This window comes from Mycolicibacterium neworleansense, from assembly GCF_001245615.1.
GTDB lineage: Bacteria > Actinomycetota > Actinomycetes > Mycobacteriales > Mycobacteriaceae > Mycobacterium > Mycobacterium neworleansense.
In genome coordinates this window covers 111,041-132,674 of record NZ_CWKH01000001.1, presented here as the reverse complement: position 1 = coordinate 132,674, position 21,634 = coordinate 111,041, and the positions used below count along the sequence as shown (strand labels likewise).

General features: G+C 66.1%; 26 protein-coding genes. 17 read left to right on the top strand and 9 right to left on the bottom strand.

The window, feature by feature from the left end:
* Positions 1-4: 4 nt before the first annotated feature.
* From BN2156_RS00665 to BN2156_RS00655, 3 genes are read left to right on the top strand one after another with little or no spacing between them, the layout of a single operon-like run.
* A complete protein-coding gene (locus BN2156_RS00665; RefSeq protein WP_090509172.1) occupies positions 5-1,147 on the top strand; it encodes an amidohydrolase family protein in 1,143 nt (380 codons plus the stop codon).
* A gap of 1 nt (position 1,148) precedes the next feature.
* Positions 1,149-1,541, top strand: a complete 393-nt coding sequence (locus BN2156_RS00660) for a Rieske (2Fe-2S) protein (protein ID WP_090509171.1) — start codon at positions 1,149-1,151, stop codon at positions 1,539-1,541.
* Positions 1,538-2,467, top strand: a complete 930-nt coding sequence (locus BN2156_RS00655) for an alpha/beta fold hydrolase (protein ID WP_090509169.1) — start codon at positions 1,538-1,540, stop codon at positions 2,465-2,467. The genes BN2156_RS00660 and BN2156_RS00655 overlap by 4 nt, the downstream gene beginning before the upstream one ends.
* A gap of 20 nt (positions 2,468-2,487) precedes the next feature.
* On the opposite strand, the gene BN2156_RS00650 is transcribed toward BN2156_RS00655, so the two are convergent.
* Positions 2,488-2,961 carry a hypothetical protein gene (locus tag BN2156_RS00650; protein WP_162490699.1) on the bottom strand — a complete coding sequence of 158 codons (474 nt, stop codon included), beginning with the start codon at positions 2,959-2,961 and terminating at the stop codon, positions 2,488-2,490.
* Positions 2,962-2,994: 33 nt separating this feature from the next.
* Between BN2156_RS00650 and BN2156_RS00645 the strand changes: the two genes are divergently transcribed.
* The 9 genes from BN2156_RS00645 (at position 2,995) to BN2156_RS00605 (ending at position 11,059) form a co-directional block, all read left to right on the top strand.
* Positions 2,995-4,278 carry an NADH-ubiquinone oxidoreductase-F iron-sulfur binding region domain-containing protein gene (locus BN2156_RS00645; RefSeq protein ID WP_210436557.1) on the top strand — a complete coding sequence of 428 codons (1,284 nt, stop codon included), beginning with the start codon at positions 2,995-2,997 and terminating at the stop codon, positions 4,276-4,278.
* Positions 4,275-4,496 (top strand): ferredoxin, encoded by a 222-nt coding sequence (locus tag BN2156_RS00640; RefSeq protein WP_090509165.1) that lies wholly within the window; start codon positions 4,275-4,277, stop codon positions 4,494-4,496. Before BN2156_RS00645 ends, BN2156_RS00640 begins: the two co-directional genes overlap by 4 nt.
* A 94-nt stretch (positions 4,497-4,590) precedes the next feature.
* Complete coding sequence (locus BN2156_RS00635) at positions 4,591-6,246, top strand: thiolase C-terminal domain-containing protein (RefSeq protein WP_090509163.1); 1,656 nt, start codon at positions 4,591-4,593, stop codon at positions 6,244-6,246.
* Between the two features lie 2 nt (positions 6,247-6,248).
* Positions 6,249-7,130 carry an alpha/beta fold hydrolase gene (locus BN2156_RS00630; RefSeq protein ID WP_090509161.1) on the top strand — a complete coding sequence of 294 codons (882 nt, stop codon included), beginning with the start codon at positions 6,249-6,251 and terminating at the stop codon, positions 7,128-7,130.
* Positions 7,130-7,948: an NAD(P)-dependent oxidoreductase gene (locus tag BN2156_RS00625; protein WP_090509160.1), complete on the top strand. Its 819-nt coding sequence runs from the start codon at positions 7,130-7,132 to the stop codon at positions 7,946-7,948. Before BN2156_RS00630 ends, BN2156_RS00625 begins: the two co-directional genes overlap by 1 nt.
* Positions 7,948-8,736, top strand: coding sequence for an NAD(P)-dependent oxidoreductase (locus BN2156_RS00620; protein ID WP_090509158.1), 789 nt, complete (start codon positions 7,948-7,950; stop codon positions 8,734-8,736). Before BN2156_RS00625 ends, BN2156_RS00620 begins: the two co-directional genes overlap by 1 nt.
* A 148-nt stretch (positions 8,737-8,884) precedes the next feature.
* Positions 8,885-10,087 carry a cytochrome P450 gene (locus BN2156_RS00615; protein ID WP_090509156.1) on the top strand — a complete coding sequence of 401 codons (1,203 nt, stop codon included), beginning with the start codon at positions 8,885-8,887 and terminating at the stop codon, positions 10,085-10,087.
* Positions 10,084-10,284: a ferredoxin gene (locus BN2156_RS00610; protein ID WP_090509154.1), complete on the top strand. Its 201-nt coding sequence runs from the start codon at positions 10,084-10,086 to the stop codon at positions 10,282-10,284. Before BN2156_RS00615 ends, BN2156_RS00610 begins: the two co-directional genes overlap by 4 nt.
* Before the next feature lie 7 nt (positions 10,285-10,291).
* The gene (locus BN2156_RS00605) at positions 10,292-11,059 is read left to right on the top strand and encodes an alpha/beta fold hydrolase (RefSeq protein ID WP_090509152.1); all 768 of its coding nucleotides are present in this window, start codon (positions 10,292-10,294) and stop codon (positions 11,057-11,059) included.
* A 23-nt stretch (positions 11,060-11,082) separates the two neighbouring features.
* On the opposite strand, the gene BN2156_RS00600 is transcribed toward BN2156_RS00605, so the two are convergent.
* Genes BN2156_RS00600 through BN2156_RS00585 form a run of 4 tightly spaced genes read right to left on the bottom strand, consistent with a single transcriptional unit; the run spans position 11,083 to position 13,803 of the window.
* A complete protein-coding gene (locus BN2156_RS00600) occupies positions 11,083-12,000 on the bottom strand; it encodes an LLM class F420-dependent oxidoreductase (RefSeq protein WP_090509150.1) in 918 nt (305 codons plus the stop codon).
* 14 nt (positions 12,001-12,014) lie between these two features.
* Complete coding sequence (locus tag BN2156_RS00595; RefSeq protein WP_090509149.1) at positions 12,015-12,311, bottom strand: DUF1330 domain-containing protein; 297 nt, start codon at positions 12,309-12,311, stop codon at positions 12,015-12,017.
* A gap of 17 nt (positions 12,312-12,328) precedes the next feature.
* A complete protein-coding gene (locus BN2156_RS00590) occupies positions 12,329-12,523 on the bottom strand; it encodes a ferredoxin (RefSeq protein WP_090509147.1) in 195 nt (64 codons plus the stop codon).
* Positions 12,523-13,803, bottom strand: coding sequence for a cytochrome P450 (locus tag BN2156_RS00585; protein WP_090509145.1), 1,281 nt, complete (start codon positions 13,801-13,803; stop codon positions 12,523-12,525). Before BN2156_RS00585 ends, BN2156_RS00590 begins: the two co-directional genes overlap by 1 nt.
* A 349-nt stretch (positions 13,804-14,152) precedes the next feature.
* Between BN2156_RS00585 and BN2156_RS00580 the strand changes: the two genes are divergently transcribed.
* From BN2156_RS00580 to BN2156_RS00565, 4 genes are read left to right on the top strand one after another with little or no spacing between them, the layout of a single operon-like run.
* Positions 14,153-14,809, top strand: coding sequence for a TetR/AcrR family transcriptional regulator (locus tag BN2156_RS00580; RefSeq protein WP_090515284.1), 657 nt, complete (start codon positions 14,153-14,155; stop codon positions 14,807-14,809).
* Between the two features lie 15 nt (positions 14,810-14,824).
* On the top strand, positions 14,825-16,126 hold the full coding sequence (locus tag BN2156_RS00575; RefSeq protein WP_090509143.1) for an acyl-CoA dehydrogenase family protein: 1,302 nt from the start codon (positions 14,825-14,827) through the stop codon (positions 16,124-16,126).
* Positions 16,127-16,149: 23 nt separating this feature from the next.
* Entirely contained in the window at positions 16,150-17,175 is a 1,026-nt protein-coding gene (locus BN2156_RS00570; RefSeq protein WP_090509141.1) for a phosphotransferase family protein, read from the top strand.
* A complete protein-coding gene (locus BN2156_RS00565) occupies positions 17,172-18,173 on the top strand; it encodes an NADPH:quinone oxidoreductase family protein (RefSeq protein WP_090509139.1) in 1,002 nt (333 codons plus the stop codon). Before BN2156_RS00570 ends, BN2156_RS00565 begins: the two co-directional genes overlap by 4 nt.
* On the opposite strand, the gene BN2156_RS00560 is transcribed toward BN2156_RS00565, so the two are convergent.
* The gene (locus tag BN2156_RS00560) at positions 18,130-18,486 is read right to left on the bottom strand and encodes a limonene-1,2-epoxide hydrolase family protein (protein ID WP_090509137.1); all 357 of its coding nucleotides are present in this window, start codon (positions 18,484-18,486) and stop codon (positions 18,130-18,132) included. The two genes, BN2156_RS00565 and BN2156_RS00560, sit on opposite strands and share 44 nt — an antisense overlap.
* 180 nt (positions 18,487-18,666) lie before the next feature.
* On the opposite strand from BN2156_RS00560, the gene BN2156_RS00555 reads away from it, so the two are divergent.
* Entirely contained in the window at positions 18,667-19,881 is a 1,215-nt protein-coding gene (locus BN2156_RS00555) for a cytochrome P450 (RefSeq protein ID WP_090509135.1), read from the top strand.
* A gap of 102 nt (positions 19,882-19,983) precedes the next feature.
* Here the strand turns inward: BN2156_RS00555 and BN2156_RS30835 are convergent, their stop codons facing one another.
* The 3 genes from BN2156_RS30835 to BN2156_RS00545 form a co-directional block, all read right to left on the bottom strand.
* Positions 19,984-20,154, bottom strand: coding sequence for a hypothetical protein (locus BN2156_RS30835; RefSeq protein WP_162839201.1), 171 nt, complete (start codon positions 20,152-20,154; stop codon positions 19,984-19,986).
* Positions 20,155-20,322: 168 nt separating this feature from the next.
* On the bottom strand, positions 20,323-20,826 hold the full coding sequence (locus tag BN2156_RS00550) for a hypothetical protein (protein ID WP_090515282.1): 504 nt from the start codon (positions 20,824-20,826) through the stop codon (positions 20,323-20,325).
* A gap of 14 nt (positions 20,827-20,840) precedes the next feature.
* Positions 20,841-21,518 (bottom strand): TetR/AcrR family transcriptional regulator, encoded by a 678-nt coding sequence (locus tag BN2156_RS00545; protein ID WP_090509133.1) that lies wholly within the window; start codon positions 21,516-21,518, stop codon positions 20,841-20,843.
* Positions 21,519-21,634: the final 116 nt, after the last annotated feature.

Genomic DNA, 21,634 nt, shown 5'->3' with positions numbered 1-21,634 from the left:
CTTCATGTCCATCACCACAAACCCACGGGTGCCGGCGGCCGAGCGGATCGCGGTTCGGTGCGTCGACTCCGACGTCCACCCCATGCCACGGCGCGGCGAGTTGATCGAGTACATCCCGGAACCTTGGCGCAGCAAGTACTTTCTGAGCCACAAGGTAGGCGAGCAGATCTACTACGACGCCCCGGATTACGCGCACGCGTACGCAATGCGGGTGGATGCGTTCCCGCCCGACGGTGAATTCGCCTGCAGCGACCCGGACATGGCACTGCGCCAGCTGATCATGGAGGCGGGTTCCGACATCGCCATCCTTGAGCCGACGCATTCCGAGCACCGACTCGGTGAAGCCACTGCCGCTTACTGCACCGCCACCAACCTGTGGCTGGCCAACCATTGGCTGGACAGTCACAACAACTGGCACGAGCGCTGGCGTGGATCGGTCTGTGTGGCGATCGAGGAACCACAGCTGGCGGTGGCCGAGATCGAGCAGTGGGCGCAACACCCTTACATGGCACAGGTTCTGATCAAGGCCGAGCCGCGGCCGTCGTGGGGCGACCCGAAGTACTACCCGATCTGGGCTGCCGCCACCAAGCACGACATCACTGTGAGCTGCCACCTGTCCCGCGGCGAGTACGAGACGCTCCCGACGCCTCCGGTGGGCCTGCCGAGCTACAACCACGATTTCATGGTCAGCTACTCGCTGCTGGCGGCCAACCAGGTGATGAGCCTGATCTTCGACGGCGTCTTCGACCGCTTCCCGACGCTGCGCATCGTGTTCGTCGAGCACGCCTTCACCTGGATCCTGCCGCTGATGTGGCGGATGGACGCGATTTACGAGAAGCGCAAGAACTGGATGGACATCAAGCGCAAGCCGAGTGAGTACGTCAAGGACCACATCAAGTTCACCACCCAGCCGCTGGACTACCCCGAGGACAAGACCGAACTGTCGCGGGCCTTCGAGTGGATGGAGTGCGAGAAGATCCTGCTGTATTCCAGCGACTACCCGCACTGGACCTTCGACGACCCCCGCTGGCTGGTCAAGCACCTGCCCGAGCATGCGCGCGAGGCGATCATGTTCCGCAACGGCATCGAGACCTACAAGCTGCCCGAGACCGTTCCGGTCCTCGAGGGACAGGTCCGGGTGTTCTGAGATGAGCGAACCCGACAAGCGCCCCCGGCTCGCGCAGGGACGCGAGCACGTCGTCGCCACAGTCGACGAAATCCCTCCCGGCACACACAAATTGGTGCCGATCGGCCGCCACGGGGTCGGTGTGTACAACGTCAACGGCACCTTCTACGCCATCGCCAACTACTGCCCGCACGAGGGCGGTCCGCTGTGCTCGGGCCGTGCCCGCGGCCGCACGGTGGTCGACGACAACGTTCCCGGCGACGCTGTGATGGTGCGCGACAAGGAGTACATCTACTGCCCCTGGCACCAATGGGGTTTCGAGCTGGCTACCGGCACCACCGCGGTGAAGCCGGAATGGAGTATCCGTACCTACCCGGTCCGTGTGGTTGGAGATGATGTGTTGGTGATGGCATGAGCGAGCTTGCGAGCGAATCAACGGATCTGGCGGTGACTCGTCCACTCAAGCCGGGCGAGAAGACCATGGAGGTCAACGGCGGCAACGTCGTCTACGAAATCCTCGGCGACAAGGGCGATTTCATCGCGCTGACTCCCGGCGGCCGGTTCAGCAAGGACATTCCGGGCCTGCGGCCGCTGGCCGAGGCCCTCGTCGAGGGCGGCTACCGGGTGCTGCTGTGGGACCGGCCGAACTGCGGCAGGTCGGACGTGCAGTTCTACGGGCAGAGCGAATCTCACATGCGGGCCGAGACGCTGTACCACCTGATCACCGGCCTCGACATCGGGCCGTGCTTCATCCTCGGTGGCTCCGGTGGCGCGCGGGACTCGATGCTGACCACCATGCTTTATCCCGAGATCGTGCGAAAGCTGGTGGTGTGGAACATCGTCGGCGGGGTGTACGGGTCGTTCGTACTCGGCGGCCACTATGTGACCCCCAGTATCCTGGCAGTCCGCGGGCTGGGTATCGAGGGGTTGCTGAACGTGCCGGAATGGCGGGAACGGATCGCGGAGAACCCCGCGAACCGGGAGCGCCTGCTCGACCTCGACGCCGACGAGTTCCTCAAGGTCATGCTGCGGTGGCTCAATGCGTTCGTGTCGAAACCCGGCCAGACCATCCCCGGCGTCCCCGACGAGATGTTCGACAACATCACGGTTCCCACCCTGATCATCCGTGGCGGCGAGAACGACTGGGATCACCCCAAACGCACCTCACTTGAGGTGAGTTGTCTGATCAAGGGTTCCAAACTGATCGATCCGCCCTGGCCCGAGGACGCCTGGGAACGCGCCGGCGAGAGATTCGCCCAGAGCGGCGGGAAGACGTTCTGCCTGTTCGACACCTGGGTGCAGGCCGCCCCGGCGATCATCGACTTCCTGAGGTCCTCGTGACGACGGTGACCGCCGCACCGTCACACCGCCCGGATGTGCACCTCGCAGTTCAGCGAAGCCTCCAGGGCGGTGTGGATGCGACTTTCGGGGATGCGGGCCAGATCGGCCTTCTCCAGGGTCACCGTCACCACATCCCACCCTTCGCCATCGACCGACCGGGTGACGTCACCGGACAGACCGAACCCGGCGAGCACGCCGCGGGCGTCCTCGTCGGTACCGCGGCTGACGAAGGTGACCACACCTGCGGTCGGCACCGTGCCGAAAGCCTTGGCACACAACCCCATCGCGATGGCCTGCAGCTCTGGTGCGTCGTCGCCGGCGATCAGCACCTCGACCTCGCGGCGTTGCGCGGGCAGTCCGGCGAGCTGGTTGTCCAGCACCTCGGCCCCGCGCTCACCCAGCAACTCACGGAGCGTTGCCATGCCGTCGGATAACTCCTGCGCCCCGAGCTCGCCAGCCGGGTCGACTCCGACGCGCACCACCGCAGTTCTCATGCCGGTAAGCCTAACCGGGGACGGGATGTGACCATGACAGCCGAACTGACGGTCGCGGCATGGCCGGGGATCACCCCGCGTCTGCTGCGCGACGGGGCGGAGGACCTGGCCGGCTACCAGCAGGCCGGGGGCTATGGCGCCCTTGGCGATCCGGACCACCTGTTGTCCGAGGTTCAGGCCAGCGGGCTGCTGGGCCGCGGCGGTGCCGCCTTCCCGTTGGCGGTGAAGCTGCGCACGGTACGCGACAACGGTCGCAACAGCACAGGCACCGTGGTGATCGCCAACGGCGAAGAGGGCGAGCCGGCCTCGATCAAGGACCGCTGGTTGCTTCGCAACCGCCCACATGCGGTCCTCGACGGCCTTCGGCTGGCTGCCGGGATCGTCGGCGCCGACCGGGCCGTGGTGTACGTGTCGGATCCCCGGGCTGCCGAAAGCATCGAGCGTGCGATCGCCGGGCTTTCCGGTGAGCTGGGCGCGGTGGCAGTCGAATTGCTCACCGTCACTCCGGGTTACGTCGCGGGTGAGGAAACCGCCGCCGTGCACGTGGTCAACGGTGGTCCGGCCAAACCCACCGACAAGCCCCCGCGCCCGTTCGAGGAAGGGGTGGCGGGCAAGCCGACGCTGATCAGCAACGTCGAGACACTGGCTCACCTGGCCTATCTCCACCAGCACGGCGCGCAAGCGTTCCGCAAGCTGGGCACCGAATCCTCGCCCGGTACGTTCCTGGCCACGATCACCGGGGCGGGACGTGCACCGGCACTGTACGAGCTGCCGCACGGAGTCGCCATGGCGGATCTACTGACCCTGCACGGGGTGTCCCCCGACAACGTCCGTGGGGCGTTGATGGGCGGGTACTTCGCCGGGCTGGTCAATCACGACATCGTCGGAGCCACACTGGATCACGAGTCCGTACGGGCGCTGGGCAGCGGGTTGGGTTGCGGGGCGATCGGCATCCTCACCGATGACTGCCCGGTGGCGGTCGCCGCGTCGGTGCTGGCCTACTTCGACCGGGAGAACGCCGGCCAATGCGGTTCGTGCTTCAACGGAACGGCTGCGATGGCCGCGGTGGCCGTCGGCCTGCGCGATGGCAACGCCACCCAGGAGGATCTGGACCGGCTCAAGCGGTGGTCGGTGGTATTGCGCGGCCGCGGCGCCTGCGCAACGCTCGACGGCGCGGCCAACGTGGCGGCCAGCCTGCTGGCCCAGTTCCCCGATCTGGTGCAGCGGCACCTCGAAAATGGCTGTCAGATCTGCCGTTCCGGTGCCTTCACTGCCGCGCGGCCATACGAAGTGGAAGCCGGGGAGGTGCTGGTATGAGGATCAAACTCGATCGCACGTTGTGCGACGGCTTCGGGTTGTGCGCCAAACACGCACCGGAGTACTTCCCACTGGACGACTGGGGGTACGCCTCGCTTCAGGGTGACGGCAACATTCCCGCGGCTGACGAAGACGCGGTCCGGCGAGCCCTGCTGGACTGCCCGGTGCACGCGATCATCGAGTTGAAGGACACCCGGGCGCAGCGCGAGGCGGGATGAACCCAGCCCGAACAGGCAGGTGCTGGATCACCCATCCCGGAAACTGGTAACGTGATTCTCCACACAGAATAACCCGCTTACCACCGGAGTCGAGTTGTCAGAGATACCGGGACGTCCGCTCCCGACGGTCACCACGCTCAACGAGTATTTCTGGACCGCGGGCGCCGACGGGGTGCTGCGAATCCAGGAGTGTCAGGACTGCAGCGCCCTCATCCATCCGCCACAGCCGGTCTGCCGCTACTGCCGCAGCCACAACATGGGTGTGCGCGAGGTGTCCGGGCGCGGTTCGCTCGCGGGGTTCACGGTCAACCACCGGTTCGGGTTCCCCGATCTGCCGCCGCCGTACGTGGTGGCCGAGGTGGCCATCGCCGAGGATCCGCGGGTTCGGTTGACGACCAACATCGTCGACTGCGAGCCGGACGATCTAAAGCTGGGGATGCCGGTGGAAGTCGACTTCCAGCACATCGAGGATGTCTGGCTGCCGGTGTTCAAGCCGTCGGCCGACACCACCGCCACCCCGCCGGTCGCCGAGCCGGTGGCCCCCCAGGACATCGCCAAGTACGTCCGGCCGATGCTGACCAAGCAGAAGTTCGAAGACCACTCGGCCATCACCGGGATCGGGATGTCCAAGATCGGTCGACGCCAGATGGTGCCACCACTGTCACTGACCATCGACGCTGCCGAAAAGGCAGTCGCCGACGCCGGTTTGACGTTCGACGACATCGACGGCCTGTCCACCTACCCGGGCCTGGCGATCGCCGGCATGGGCGAAGGGGGCGTGACCGCTCTGGAAGGCGCACTCGGGCTTCGGCCGACCTGGATCAACGGCGGCATGGACACGTTCGGCCCGGGCGGCTCGGTGATCGCGGCCATGATGGCCGTGGCCACCGGCATGGCGCGCCACGTGCTGTGCTTCCGCACGCTGTGGGAGGCGACATTCGGCCAGCTGGTCAAGGAGGGCAAGATGTCCCCTCCGATGGGCGGCCGCAGTGACAACTGGCAACACCCGTACGGCGCCACCTCGGCCGCACACACGTTGGCGCAGAACGCCGGTCGCCATTTCGACCGGTACGGCACCACGCGCGAGACGCTCGGCTGGATCGCGCTCAACCAGCGTGCCAACGCCGCGCTGAACCCGACCGCCATCTACCGTGATCCGCTCACCATGGACGACTACCTCTCGGCCCGCATGATCACCACGCCCTTCGGCCTCTACGACTGCGATGTGCCGTGCGACGGCGCGGTGGCCGTCATCGTCTCGGCCGTGGACGCCGCGCGCGATCTGCCCAAGCCACCGATCCTGTTCGAGGCGGTGGGCACTCAGATCATCGAACGGCTCGACTGGGATCAGACCACGCTCACCCACGAGCCGCAGGTACTCGGCCAGAGTGCGCACATGTGGTCGCGAACCTCGTTGCGCCCCAGCGATGTCGACGTCGCCGAGCTGTATGACGGATTCAGCTTCAACTGCCTGTCCTGGCTGGAGGGGCTTGGCTTCTGCGGTATCGGCGAAGCCAAGGACTTCCTCGACAGCGGCCACAACATCGCCCGTGACGGCATCATCCCGCTCAACACCCACGGCGGGCAGCTCTCGCATGGGCGCACCCACGGGATGGGCCTGATCCACGAGGCCGTCACCCAGCTGCGCGGCGAGGCCGGCGAGCGCCAGGTGGCCAACGCCCGCGTCGCCGTGGCCAGCAGCGGCGGCCTGACCCCCAGCGGCGTGCTGCTCATGCGCAGGGACGACTAGCCATGAGCAAGGCCGATCCGCACCCCAGGGTGGTGATGGTCGACGGAGTTCCGATGTCGGCGCTGGTCGCCGAGTCCCCCGAGCCGCGCGCCGTCGTCGTCGCGCTCCACGGCGGGGCCACCACGTCCGCCTACTTCGACTGCCCCGGTCATCCGGAACTGTCGCTGTTGCGCGCCGCGGTAGATCAGGGCTACACCGTGATCGCCCTCGACCGCCCCGGCTACGGTGCATCGGCCGCCTACCCCGACGCCATGGCACACCCCGATCAGCGGGTCGCGCTGGCATTCGGGGCAATCCAGCGCATCGCCGGTGCGGCAGACCTGTTCCTGCTGGGCCATTCGATGGGCTGCGAACTGGCGCTGCACCTGGCCGTGGCGCGGCCCGAGGTACTCGGTGTTTCGCTGGCCGGCACCGGCCGCCGCTATCACCCGGGTGCACAGCAGCTGCTCAAGGACGCCTCCCCCGTGAACCGGCCGCGCGGTCTGCGTGAGCTGCTGTGGGAGCCGGCCCGGCTGTACCCGCCGGAGGTGATCGGCGCCGGATTGTCCGCCGGTGGCACGGCGTACGAGGGCGACGTCGTCAAAACCTGGTCGCGGCAGGACTTTCCGGCATTGGCGGCACAGACGAAAGTGCCGGTGCAATTCCTCGCCGGCGAGTTCGAGAACGTCTGGGAATCCGATGCCGAGGCACTGGCCGCGATCGGCGCGATGTTCACCGCCTCACCGCGCGTGCGGACCGGTGAACTCGCCGACAGCGGGCACAACCTCAGCGTGGGGCTGACCGCCGCGACCTACCACCGGCAGGTGTTGTCGTTCGCCGATGAGTGCGTGGCTGACCACGCGCGCGCAGCTGTGGAAACCGAAGTGGAAGTGGAGGCAGGTTGATGCGAGTCGGATTTATCGGGCTGGGCAGCCAGGGGGCACCGATGGCCCGGCGGATCGTCGAGGGTGGCTTCGAGACCACCCTGTGGGCACGGCGGCCGGTCTCTCTGGAACCCTTCGCCGATACCGGAGCCAAGACCGCGGGCTCCCCCGCCGAGCTGGCCGCTGCCAGTGATCTGGTCTGCCTGTGCGTGGTCGGTGACGACGACGTCCGCCAGGTGCTCGACGGCGAGACCGGTGTGCTGGCCGGGCTGGCCCCGGGGGGCGTAGTCGCCATTCACTCGACGGTGCACCCCGACACCTGTCGTGAGATCGCGGAGAAGGCTGCCGCCCAGGGTATTTCGGTCATCGACGCCCCGGTGAGTGGCGGCGAGCCGGCCGCCTCGGCCGGCACCCTGCTGGTGATGGTCGGCGGCGACGAGGAGGTCGTCGAGCGGGTGCGCCCGGTGTTCGCCACCTATGCCGATCCGATCGTGCACCTGGGCGGTGTCGGCGCGGGCCAGGTGGCCAAGATCCTGAACAACCTGCTGTTCAGCGCCAACCTGGGTGCCGCCATGAGCGCCCTGGAACTCGGTGAGGCACTGGGGGTTCCACGTCAGGCGCTGTGCGAGGTCATCTCGCGCGGTTCGGCCACCAGCAAGGCGCTCAACAGCATCGCCATGTTCGGCGGGACACTGGACAACCTGGCGCCGATCGCCGGCGCGCTGCTGCAGAAGGACTGCCGGCATGCCGCCAGCCTGGCCGACGACGCCTCGGCCCCGCAGGGGGCGGTGTTCGACGCCGCGGACAATGCGCTGGCCATCATGAACCATCCCCGCTGATGCGCGTCGGTTTCATCGGGGCCGGCCGGATGGGCGCTCCGATGGTGCGCCGCCTGACCGAAGCAGGACATCAGGTGCGGGCGTTGGGCCGTGACGAGGAAAAGCGCGCCGCGGTGGCCGAACTGGGTGCCCAGCCGGTGGATTCGCCGGGCGCCGCCGTCGCCGATGCCGACGTGACGATCGTCTGTGTGTTCACCGACGAACAGGTCCGCGCCCTCTGCCCGGATCTGATCGAAGAGATGCCGGAAGGTGCGGTGCTCGTGCTGCACACCACCGGCAGCCCTCGCACCGCCGAGGCCCTCGCCGAGCGTGGGGCCGCACGGGGCATCGCCGTCATCGACGCTCCGGTCAGCGGCGGACCGCATGACATCGCAGCCGGGACCGTCACGGTGTTCGCCGGTGGTGACGCCGACGCGGTGGCCCGGGCCCGTGAGGTGCTGACCGCCTATGCCGATCCGGTACTGCACGTCGGCCCGGTCGGTGCCGGACAGCGGGTGAAGCTGGTGAACAACGCGTTGTTCGCCGCGCAGATCGGTGCCGTCGCCGAGGGCGTGCGGCTGGGCGACCGGCTTGGTATCGACGAGACGACGCTGCTCACCGCGCTCACCCACGGCAGCGCGGCCAGCCGTGCGCTCGGCGGTATCGCCGCCACCGGCTCGGCGGATGCGTTCATCGCGCGGGTCGGTGAATTCATCGGCAAGGACGTGGCGGTGGTGCGCGGAACGGTGTCTGAACTGGACAGCGACCTCGGTCTCCTCGAGGGCCTGCTCGACGCCGCGCTCAAGTGATCGGACTTGCCGTCACGGCCTGATCAGCGCGCATTTTGCGCTTTTCAAACACTCCCAAAGGGATTACTGTTAGCGTTACAGTTCAACAGTTTCCCGTAACGTGTCACAGCACTTCCGGCCCAGCCCGCCGCGAAGGAGGAGCCAGCCAATGACCAAGGCCCAGGTGATCTTCGATCCGTTCTCCGAGGAGTTCTTCAACAACCCGTTCGACATGTACCGCCGGATGCGCCAAGACGCACCGCTGTACTACAACGAGGACTCCGACTTCTATGCCCTGACGCGGCACGAGGACGTGTCGGCAGCATTGAAGGACCACGAGGCGTTCTCCTCGTCGCGTGGCTGCGATCTGGCCATGGTCCAGAGCGACGAGCCTCCACAGAAGTCGATCATCTTCATGGACCCGCCCGATCACCGGCACATGCGCAGCCTGCTGAACAAGGCGTTCACCCCGCGCATGATCCAGTCCCAGCGCGACACCGTCGTCGAGCAGATCGACCACTTCCTCGCGAAGATCGACTCCGACGAATTCGATGTGGTCCAAGACTTCTCGGGTCCGTTCCCCGTCGAGGTCATCACCCGGATGGCCGGCGTCGACCCGGAATACCGCCAGCAGGTCCGGCACTGGATCGACACCAGCCTCTCCCGTGAGCCGGGGCAGATCGGCTACTCCGAGGCCGGCATGCAGGCCAACATCGACACCGGCATCTATTACTACGGGCTGGTGCAGAAGCGCCGGGAGAACCCCCAGGACGACATGATCAGCCGGTTGATCGCGGCAGAGATCCCCGGCGAGGACGGCCAGATGCGCCGCCTCGACGACATCGAGATCACCGGCTTCGCCACCCTGCTCGGCGGCGCCGGTGCCGAGACTGTCACCAAGCTCGTCGGCACCGCGATGGTGCTGTTCGCCCGCAACCCCGAGCAATGGCAGAAGCTGCTCGACGACCGCGAGAAGATCCCTGCCGCCGTCGAGGAGTTGCTGCGTTTCGAGGGCCCGGTGCAGTACAACGTCCGCTACACCCTCAAGGAAGCCCACGTGCCCAGCGGCACCATTCCGGCGGGCAAGGCGGTCTTCCTGATCAGCGCCGCGGCCAACCGCGATCCCGATGCGTTCACCGATGCCGACACCTTCGACATCGAGCGTGACCGCACCGAGGCACAGAACCTGGGGCTGGGCTACGGCATCCACAGCTGTTTGGGCGCTGCGCTGGCCCGCATGGAGAGCGCCGTCGCCCTGGAGAAGCTGCTCGACTTCATGCCTCGATACGAGGTGAAATGGGATGAGCTACAACGGGTTCACATGCAGAACGTGGCGGGGTACTCGCATGTGCCGGTGAGGGTGTTGCGGTGACCAAGAAGGTTCACGTCGATTTCGAGATCTGTGAGAGCAACGCGGTCTGTATGGGGATCATCCCCGAAGTGTTCGACCTCGATGATCAGGATTACCTGCACATCCTGCAGGAGGATGTGACGCCGGAGAACGAGGCGCAGGTCCGCGAAGCGGTTCGGCAGTGCCCGCGTCAGGCCATCTCGATCGTCGACGAGTAGTCCGCGAATGCGGTTCGTCTTCGTACACGGTGGTTTTCATGCGGGCTGGTGCTGGGAGCGCACCATCGACGAGTTGCGGGAACTGGGTCACGACGGCATCGCCGTCGACCTGCCCGGCCACGGTGCCCGGGTAGCCGAGGAGTCCACCCTGGCCAACCGGCGGACCGCGATCGTCGAGGTGATGCAGGCCGGAGACGTGCTGGTCGGGCATTCCGGGGGCGGGTTCGACGCCACTCTGGCCGCGGATGCCGCCCCGGAACTGGTGGGCCACATCGCATATCTGGCCGCGGCACTGCCCAGAGAGGGCCGGACCTATCCCGAAGCCATGGCCATGCGTTCGGCCGATGACCAGCTGGGCGGCGAGTTCGACGGTGATGTCGGCGAGATGCTCGGCTACCTGCACTTCGACGACGATGGCGCGATGACGTTCGCCGACTTCGACGGTGCGTGGCGCTACTTCTATCACGACTGCGATGAGGCAACGGCCCGTTGGGCTTTCGAGCGCCTGGGCCCCGAGCGGTTCGGCGACACCACCGTCACCCCGGTGTCGGTGCCGCAGTTCTGGGCGGCCGATCTGCCCCGCAGCTTCATCCGTTGCACCCAGGACCGCTCGATGCCACGGTGGCTGGCCGACACGGTCACCCAACGCCTCGGGGTCGAGCAGCTGACCATCGACGCGTCGCATTCACCGTTCTTGAGCCGTCCGCGCGAGTTGGCCGAACTGTTGGTGCACGCCACCACGACGACACCGATTGCCGCGCTGACACCCGCGTAGGTCCATAGATCGTCAACTAGCGGCTACGCCGCGATCACCGTCTTCCCGAACTTCTCGGTGGCTTCCAGAGCATGGGCCAGGCTGTCGCCGGGCAGGGTGACGTGCAGCCAGGTCACCCCCAGTGCGGCGAGCTTCTCCACCCCAGCCAGATATGCGTCGGCATCGAAGTCGTCATCGCCCGGGCTGCCACCCTCAAAGTTGTTGAAGACGATGTCGATTCCGTCCGGAACTCGACCGGCAGCGGAAAGCCGGGCCCGCAGATCCTCGATGCCGGCAGCCAAGGCGTCCAGTGAATCCATCGCCGCGGTTCCCGCCGTCTTGGCCAGACCGGCCGGCGCGGCGAACGGGCACCAACCGTCTCCATGTTTGGCCACCCTGGCCCGCGCGGCAGAGGTGTTGCCGCCGATCCAGATCGGTGGATGCGGCCGCGCCGCCGGCCGGGGGTGGGCGGTGATGCCGCGTGCGCTGAAGTTCTTGCCCTCGAAGGTGTAGTCATCGGTGGTCCAGATGCCGCGGATCACCTCGAGTGCCTCGTCGAACAGTGCGGCGCGCTCGTCGAAGGAGACTCCCAGCGCGGCGAATTCCCGCTTGAGATAACCGACCCCGACCGCCAGCGTGAACCGGCCACCGGACAGCAGGTCCAGGCTGGCACCGGATTTGGCCACCACGAACGGGTTTCGATACGGCAGCACCACGATGTTGGGCACCAGACGCAGGGTCGTGGTGTGCGCCGCGGCGAAGGCCATGGCCACGAACGGGTCCAGGGCGTCGTGTCCGCCGGCATCGAGCCAGCGCTGGGACGGTGCGGGGTGATCGGTGAAACCGAAGCCGTCGAACCCCGCGGCCTCGGCCGCAGCGGCCATCGCGGCAACTCCGCTGCCACTCACCAGATCCGGATGGTACGGGTGAGTATGCATCGGATACGTGATGCTGTAGCGCACTGCGGCCGGCCCGATCAGGAAGGGAAGCCGGAGAGGATGACGCCGTTGCACTCCGCGGCGCCCTGGCGAACCCTGGCGGCCGCCTGGTAGGCATCGGAGTAGTACCACTCCCGTGCGGCGTCAACCGACTCGAACTCGAGCACCACGGTTTGCGTGCCGTGCCAGGCACCCTCGATCACCTCGGGCTTCTGATCCACGGCCACGATGGTGGCGCCGCCCATGGCTTTCGACGCGAGCTTGGCGTACTCACCCATGCCGGCCGGGTCCTTGATGTCCTCGGTGATGATCACGTAGCCCTTGGCAGATGCCATATCCACAAAACCCTTCTCTACTCGTTGATTTCGCTGATTGCCCGTTCCGGGCAGTTGTCTATCGCCTCACGGGCCGCGTCCTCCAGGCCCTCCGGGACCTCTTCGGGGTCGGCCACCGCCCAACCGTCGTCCGACATCTCGAAGACCTCCGGGCACAGCGTCAGGCACATGCCGTGTCCGGCACAGCGGTCTTCGTCAACCCTGACCCGCATCAGCTGTCGAACTCCAGGTGCAGCTCGGTCAGGCCGCGCAGGATGAAGGTGGGGATGTAGTTGTAGCGCCGGTCGCCGTCGGAGCCGTGCTTGGCCTCGGAGATGCGGATGTCGGTGGTCCGGTCGAGCAATCGTTCGATACCGACCCGGGTCTCGGCCCGCGCCAACGGAGCTCCCGGGCAGCTGTGGATACCGCGACCGAACGCCAGATGCTGACGCGCGTTCTTGCGGGCTGGGTCGAAGGTGTCGGGATCCTCGAAGCGCCGCGGATCGCGGTTGGCCGCGCCGTTGAGCACCATCACCGTGGTGCCGGCGTCCAATTCGGTGTCACCGATGGTCACCGGGCAGCGCGACAGCCGGAAGTCGCCCTTGACCGGGCTCTCGATGCGCAGCGCCTCCTCGATGAAGTTCGGGATCAGGCTGCGGTCGGCACGCAGGCGCTGCTGGATCTCCGGCTGTTCACCAAGGACCTTCAATGCGGTGCTGAGCAGACGTACCGTCGTCTCCTGCCCGGCCGAGAAGACATTGGTCGCCACCCGGGCGACATCGCCGACGTCAGGGATGCTGCCGTCGGGGAAGGTGGCCTCGGCCAGTCCGGTGAGGACGTCGTCGCGCGGGTTGGCCCGACGATCCGAGATGTAGTCGGAGAACTGGCCGTAGAGGAACTCCAGCGGGCTGTGGGACAGCGCCTCCTTGCTGGTGCTGCCGATGCCGCCACCGGAGTTCTGCTTGATGCCGTTGACGAACGCCTCGCGGTCCTCGGCCGGGATTCCCAGCAGATCAGCGATCACCAGCAACGTGAAGGGCCCGGCGAAGCCCTTGATGAACTCGCCCCCGCCGGACGCCAGGTAGCTGTCGAGCACCTCGTCGGCCAACTGCCACATCGCGTCCTCGTTCTCCTTGAGGCGCTTGGGCGTGATGAGCCGCATCAACAACGAGCGGTGATCGGTATGGGTGGGCGGATCCAGGGTCGGCAGCTGATCGCTGAACGGCAGTTCATTGCGGTGCTTGTCGATGAGCGCGGTGACCTCTTCGGCGCTGCGCCCCTCCAGCGGTACCGGGAACCCTGGGAACGGACCCGTGACCGACAGGCACGACGAGAAGGTCTCCTCATCGTTGTAGACCTGCACGGCTTCGTCCCAGCCGGTCACCATCGTGACGTTGTAGTGGTCCTCGCGGCTCACCGGGCACTTGTTCCGCAGCGCCTCGAAGAATGGGTACGGATCATCGACCAATCGTTCATCGCGGAAAAAATCGATACCGGTTGGGTCGATCGCCATCAGCTGCTCCCGTTCCAGCCGCAGGGTATGAGAATGCGGCTCTCATCTATGAATAGTAGATTTCCACAGGCCCGGTTGTGCGTCAACGTCGGACCCCGACTCATCTGCGACAAGCAGCAAGAATAGGATTCTCGGGCTTAACCGCCCAGCATCATCGGTCGGCCATCACGGTCTCGGCCGATCGTGGCCTTCAGGCGTCGGCGAGGTAGTCGATCTCATCGGCCACGACCTGGCCCGGAATGCTCGGCAACCAGCTCACCGGCGGTCGCGCAGCGGTGTGTCGATTCAGAGATAGTTAGACAAACGTCAACTATTCTCAATACCCGTATCCGTTGTTAGAGTGCGGAAGATGGCCAAGGGAACCGCGACAGACACTGCTGACGGCAGTCAACGCCGCGCGTCCTTCCAGCGTGCCCGTTCGCACCAGACCAAGCGCGATCTGGTTCAGGCCGCGATGGCCCTCTGGCGTACGAACGGCTACGCCAAGACCACGGTCACCGATATCTGCCGCGCTGCGGGGGTATCCCGGGCCCTGTTCTACTTCTATTTCCCGGCCAAAGAAGACGTGCTGTTCGAAGTGGGCCTGACCTCTACCCGACTCGCGCAGAAGCGAGTGAAATCGTTACTGGTCGGCGAGTACGACGTGATGACCGTGATCACCGAGGCGCTACGCAGCCTCGAGCGGTCCATGGCGCGTAACCCACCCGACCTGATCGTCGAGACGATCCTGGAGGGATACCGGCACGAGCACCGGATCCTGGCCGGAGAGATCGATCCGGACGCGCACGACGCCGACATGTTCGGCGAGTTGTTCACCCGCGCCAAGGCCGACGGCCGGCTCGGTTCCCACGTCGACGTGCAGCACCTCTCCCGGCTGGCCCAGATCCTGGTCAGTGAAGGCGTCCGGCACTGGGCCGGCGGCAGTTTCGGCGACCGCTCGTTCACCGACGTCGTCGCACGCGACATCGGTGCGATGATCACCGGCTTCAACCACCCCAACAACTAGATCGGAGGGCCCCCGATGGCGTGGGATTTCGAGACTGACCCCGAGTATCAGGAACTACTGGACTGGGCAGACGAATTCGTCACCGAACAGGTCGAGCCGCTCGACCTGGCCTGGCCCCACCTGCAGTTCACCCAGCTGGAGGGCAAGCGCAGGGAAGCGATCGACCCGCTCAAGGCGCAGGTGCGCGAAAAAGGTTTGTGGGCCACACATCTCGGTCCGGAACTGGGCGGGCAGGGCTACGGTCAGCTCAAATTGGCGCTGCTCAACGAGATCCTCGGGCGCTCACAGTGGGCTCCGATCGTGTTCGGGTGTCAGGCCCCCGACACCGGCAACGCCGAGATCATCGCGCATTACGGCACCGAGGAGCAGAAGAAGCAATATCTGCATCCGCTGCTCGAGGGTGAACTGTTCTCCTGCTACTCGATGACCGAGCCGCACGCCGGAGCGGACCCGACGCTGTTCACCACGAGCGCGGTACGCGACGGGGACGACTGGGTGATAAACGGCTGGAAGTTCTTCTCCTCCAACGCCGCAACCGCGTCGTTCCTGATCGTCATGGTGGTCACCAACCCCGAGGTCAGCGCCTATCAGGGCATGTCGATGTTCCTGGTGCCCACCGACACACCCGGCGTCAAGATCGTCCGCAATGTGGGCCTGTACGGCGAAGCGGACAATCACGGCAGCCACGCGCTGATCCACTACGACAATGTCCGGGTACCCGCCGCGGCCCTGCTTGGCGGCGAGGGGCAGGCGTTCGTGATCGCCCAGACCCGGTTGGGCGGCGGACGGATTCACCACGCGATGCGCACGATCGGCCTGGCCCAGAAGGCACTGGACATGATGTGCGAACGCGCACTGAGCCGCGAGACCCAGGGCAGCAGGCTGTCCGACAAGCAGTTCGTCCAGGGCTACATCGCCGACTCGTATGCCCAGTTGCTGCAGTTCCGGTTGATGGTGCTCTACACGGCGTGGGAGATCGACAAGTACAACGACTACAAGAAGGTCCGCAAGGACATCGCCGCGGTCAAGGTGGCGATGCCCACCGTGCTGCACGACATCGCCTGGCGGGCAATGCAGGTCCATGGCGCACTCGGCGTCACCAACGAGATGCCGTTTTTGGGCATGGTCACCGGCGCCGCGGTGATGGGGCTGGCCGACGGCCCGACCGAGGTACACAAGACCACGGTCGCCCGGCAGGTGCTGCGCGATTACCAGCCGACCACCGACACCTGGCCGACCGAGTGGATACCCCGCAAACGCGAAGCCGCCAAGGCGAAGTTCGCCGAGTTCCTGGAGGCCGAGGTGGGCAACCTGTGACGCAATCTGATTCTGCTCCTCGCATGCACGGTCTCGACACTGCGCGACTTGCCGATTGGATGGACAACGCGGGCCTGCCCGGCAAGGGCGAACCACTGGAGGCCCGCTTCCTGTCCGGGGGCACCCAGAATGTCATCTACGAGATCCGCCGTGGCGACCACACCTGCGTCCTGCGCATGCCTCCGGCCGGGGCGCCGCCGGACCGGGACAAGGGCATCCTGCGGGAGTGGCGCATCATCGAGGCGCTCGACGGTACCGATGTCCCGCACACCGCGGCGATCGGAGTGTGCGCGGATCCGGACGTGCTGGGCCGGCCCTTCTATCTGATGGGTTTCGTCGACGGCTGGTCTCCGATGGACACCCACGGCCGTTGGCCCGAGCCTTTCAACACCGACATGAGTACCCGCCCGGCGCTGAGTTATCAGCTGGCCGAGGGTATTGCACTGCTGTCGAAGGTGGATTGGCAGGCCAAGGGGCTGGCCGATCTCGGTCGGCCCGACGGTTTCCACGAACGCCAGGTCGACCGCTGGATCGGGTTCCTCGACCGGATCAAGAACCGTGATCTGCCGGATCTCGACGTCGCCACCGACTGGCTGCGCGCGCACAAGCCACTCGACTTCATCCCCGGCCTGATGCACGGCGACTACCAGTTCGCCAATGTCATGTACCGCCACGGCGCCCCGGCCACGATGGCCGCCATCGTGGACTGGGAGATGGGGACCGTCGGCGACCCGAAGTTGGACCTGGCCTGGATGGTGCAGAGTTGGCCCTCCGATCCCGACAACCCGGAGCCGTCGGAGATGGGTTATGTCGACATGCGCGGAATGCCTTCGCGTGACGACGTCGTCGCGCACTACGCGAAGGTCTCCGGACGCCAGGTCGACGATCTGGACTACTACCTGGTGCTGGCGAAATGGAAGCTGGCGATCGTCCTGGAGCAGGGTTTTCAGCGGGCCGGCGACGACGAGAAGCTGCTGGCGTTCGGACCGGTGGTCACCGAGCTGATGCGCTCTGCCGCCGAACTCGCCGAATCCACCGACTACCGGTGAGGGCCGCGGTCTGCCCGCAGCACGGGCCTCCGGATGTCGTTCGCCTCGAAGACGTCCCCGCTCCCCCGCTGGAGTCCGGCCAGGTACGGGTCCAGGTCGGCGCGGCCGCGGTGAACTTCCCCGATGTGCTGCTGGTCGCCGACAAGTACCAGATCCACGTACCGGTGCCGTTCATCCCGGGTAGTGAGTTCGCCGGGGTGGTCACCGAGGTCGCGGCTGACACTGACGGTTTCGCCGTCGGCGACCGGGTGACCGGCACCGGATTGTTCGGTGCGTTCGCCGAGCAGGTGTGTGTTCCGGCGACCGGGCTGGCCCGGATTCCCGGCGGTGTGGACGACGGCGCCGCGGCGGCCTTCGGGGTGGCTCACCGCACCGCGTATCACACGTTGCGCTCGGTGGCCCGGATCCAACCGGGCGACGACGTGATCGTGCTGGGCGCCGGCGGCGGCGTGGGTCTGGCTGCTGTACAGCTCGCAACCGCCCTCGGCGCGCGGGTCACGGCGGTGGCCTCGTCGGACGAAAAGCTCTCCACTGCAGCGCAATACGGTGCGGTCTCGCTCATCAAGCACGCGCGCGCAGACCTACGCGCCGCGCTGCGCGACGCCCTGCCCGACGGTGCGGATGCGGTCCTCGATCCGGTCGGCGGCGACCTGTCCGAGCCGGCATTGCGGACACTGCGCCGCGGCGGCCGGTTCGTGACGATCGGCTACGCCTCCGGCATCATCCCCCGCATCCCACTGAACCTGGTTCTGGTCAAGGGGATTCAGATCCTTGGTTTTCAGTTCCAGGACGTCGCCGCGGACGAGTTCAGCCGCAACGAAGCCGAACTGCGGGACTTATTGGCGACCGGCACCGTCCGTCCACACATCGGTGCGGTCTATCCACTGGACCAAGCCGCCGCGGCGCTACAGGAGGTGGCGGCGGGGAAGGCCGTGGGCAAGGTGGTGATCGAGCTCAGGACTCCTTCGGCGGGTAGAAGTACTCCCGCCACGCCGTGATCTTCGCGTCCCGCACCTCGTAAGCGCCCATGACCGGCCAGCTCATCTGCTTGCCGTCCACGATCCAGTGATCGCGCCGTTCCATCAACACGACATCCCCGTCCACGGCGAGATGCAGAATTTCGAGGTCCACGCATTTCCCGCCGGCGAAGAACACCTTCATCATCTCGTGGATCGCGTCGCGCCCGGTCAGCTTCGGCCAGTCGGGCCCGATGTCGAAGGTGGCGTCGTCGGCGAAGTGGCTCATGACCTCCTCGACGTCGTTGCTCCCCCACGCGGCGATCTCGGCGCGCACGATCTCCTCAGCGGTCATCAGTCCCCCGTCGGCCGTTGTTGGAAGATATTTACACTAGCGCGCCGGAGTGTAATTCCGATAGACATCGCTTCCCGACCCGCTCCGCATTTCAATCCGCAACAGCCCGTATCGAATTCACCCCGGCGCCGGGCACCGGCAACCAATCCTTGACCGGGCCACCTCCGGCCTGCTAAGCAGATGCACAGCCCATCCAATACGGTCAGGAGACCAGCCGTGCCCACGTCGACCGAAGCTGACCTGTACTACGACCCGTACAGCGTCGAGCTCAACATGGACCCCTATTCGGTGTTCGCCCGAATCCGGGAAGAGGCTCCGCTGTACTACAACGAACAGCACGACTTCTACGCGCTCAGCCGCTACGACGACGTCAACAAGGCGGTCATCGACCATGACACGTTCATCTCCGGGCGCGGAGCCCTGCTCGAGATCATCAAATCCGGCATGGAGATACCGCCGGGAACACTGATCTTCGAGGACCCGCCGATCCACAACATCCACCGCAACCTGCTGTCCCGGGTGTTCACCCCCCGCAAGGTGCTCGCGCTCGAACCGCAGATCCGCGAGTTCACCGCACGCTGCCTCGATCCACTGGTGGGATCGGACCGCTTCGACTTCGTCCAGGACCTCGGCGAGCAGATGCCCATGCGCGTCATCGGCATGCTGCTGGGCATCCCCGAGGACCGGCAACGCGCCATCACCGACCACGGCGAGGAGACGCTGCAAGGCCAGACGGTCGACGCCCTGGCCACCGGCGAGGTGTTCGCGGAGTTCATCGACTGGCGCACCCAGCACCCGTCCGACGACATCATGACCGATCTGCTCAACGCCGAATTCACCGACGAGACCGGGACCGTACGCAAGCTGCGCCGCGACGAGCTGCTGCTGTACCTGACGGTCATCGCGACAGCCGGTTCCGAGACCACCACGCGGCTGATCGGCTGGGCCGGCAAGACCCTGGCCGACGTCCCGGACCAACGCCGCGAGCTGGTTCAAAACCCGGAGCTCATCCCCCAGGCGATCGAGGAGATCCTGCGCTGGGAGCCGCCGGCACTGCAGATCGCTCGCTATGTCACCCGCGATGTCGAGTACTACGGCCAAACCGTTCCGCAGGGCTCGGCGATGCTGATGCTCGTGGGCGCGGCCAACCGCGACCACCGCCGGTTCGCCCCCGACGGCGACGTCTTCGACATCCACCGGGAACAGAAGTCACACATGACTTTCGGGGCGGGTACGCACTTCTGCATGGGCAACGCGCTGGCCCGCCTCGAAGGACGCATCGCCCTGGAGGAAATACTCAAACGCTTCCCCGAGTGGGAGGTCGACTGGGCAGCCGCCAAGCCGTCGGAAACCGCAGCGGTGCGCGGCTGGGCGGCCATGCCGACGCTTGTTTGACGTCGAGCCTGCGTACAGAGCGCGAATTTGGGAGTTTTTCGCGATCTGTACGCAGGCTCGACGCGCTGTACGCAGGCTCGATGGATCAACCCAATTGGCGGATCAGAACGGAAGATCCACGAATCCGTTCGTGGTGTAGACCTCGTCGTGATTGTCGACGCTGTAGTGCGGCCCGACCGGGGTGACCGGCTCGGCCTGAGCCGGTGCGGCCCAGCCGAACACCGCCGCGATCAGTCCACTGGCGATCAGGGTGGCGAAGCCGAAACTCTTCATTTTGGTGCCCTCTTCCGATGTGCTCTCCGGTGGCGTCGAGCGTCGCGCTACGGCTCCACAGGTCGGCGGTCTGGTGTTGCGCTTTCGCCGATCTGACAGATCAAACATCGAGGTCAGAGGGTTAATTCCGGTGGCAGGAATTGGTCTGCGGTTGGCAGAAACGCTCCCTCAGCTCGCCGGAATCAGATCCGCGGGCACCGAGCGGCTGACCATCGTGCCGCACCGGAAGGCCTCACTGCTTCCGACAATCTCAGCATCGGGATCGTTGACCGCGGCCAACGCCTGCGCCTTGAAAGCGCGTGCGGCAGCTGACAATTCGTGACGTACCGGATCGACGCTCAGGTCGGCCGGACACTCGTCGCCCCACAGGGTCACCTCGGTGTGCCCCTGCTCCAATGCCCCCAGCACACCGCGCCGGACGCGCTCGTCGCTGTTGAACAGATCAGCGGCCACCGCAACGGTCTGCGGATGCGGGCGGTCCTCCCATGACTCCAACACGGATTCCAGCGGCATCGTCTCGACCCCGAGGATCGCCAACGGACGGACATCCTCGTCGGCACCGATCAGCACAGTGACATCCCACCCTGCCATCACCCGGTCGACCAACCAGCCACCGGCGAACCGGACCGCGTCGACCACACAGGGGGCCACCACATCAAGCCGATACCGCATGTCGTCCTCCAATCTCACTGGACGGCCGCCCCGTTGCGGCCGGCCGGCTGCTCTGTGCCCTCCCCGAGGCCCTGCCCCAAGTCCCTCCCCAGCATCTCCGCGTAGCTGTTGAACACGTCCGTCAACGGGAGCGAGGGATCGAGTAGCCATGAGGTCTCCATTCCATTGATGAATGCCAGGATTTCCACGGCCTTGGTGGCCGCGTCGAAGTCGGTGCGATAGCGGCCGCTGAGCTGGCCACGGGTGATGATGTCCGCGACGATGTCGCGCGCCGCCTGCTGTCGTTTCAGCAAACGATCGTGCAACGGAGCGTCCGGTTGGATGTTCTCGACCAGCAGCACGGTGAAGGTGCCGACCAGCTCGGGCGCGCGGACGAACCGCTCGGCCACCCGCTTGATCTCCTCGGCGAGATCACCGGACCGGTCGGCGTGGGTGTCGTCGTCGTGATCGCGCGCATCGAGCACCGCGTTCAGCAGTTGCTCCTTGGACTCGAAATGGTGGAGTAGACCGGCCGGCGTGACCCCGACCTCCCTGGCGATCTGCGCCAGCGAGGTGTTACGCCACCCATTGCGCGCCAGCAGCTTCTCAGCCACGGAAAGTATCCGCTGCCTGCGGTCTTCCCCTTTGGCCAGGAGCGTCTCGTAGGGCCGCACGCCCTCGGACTGCGCCTGTAAACCAGAAACCGAAGCCACACGACTCCTTCGTCGAACCAACCTAGTGAACACACAGTAAGTTGGTTTGACCGCTGTGACAAGCGTCTCAGGAAAAGTATTTCCCGACGGCCGTCACAACCGCCGGGCTCGCCCGG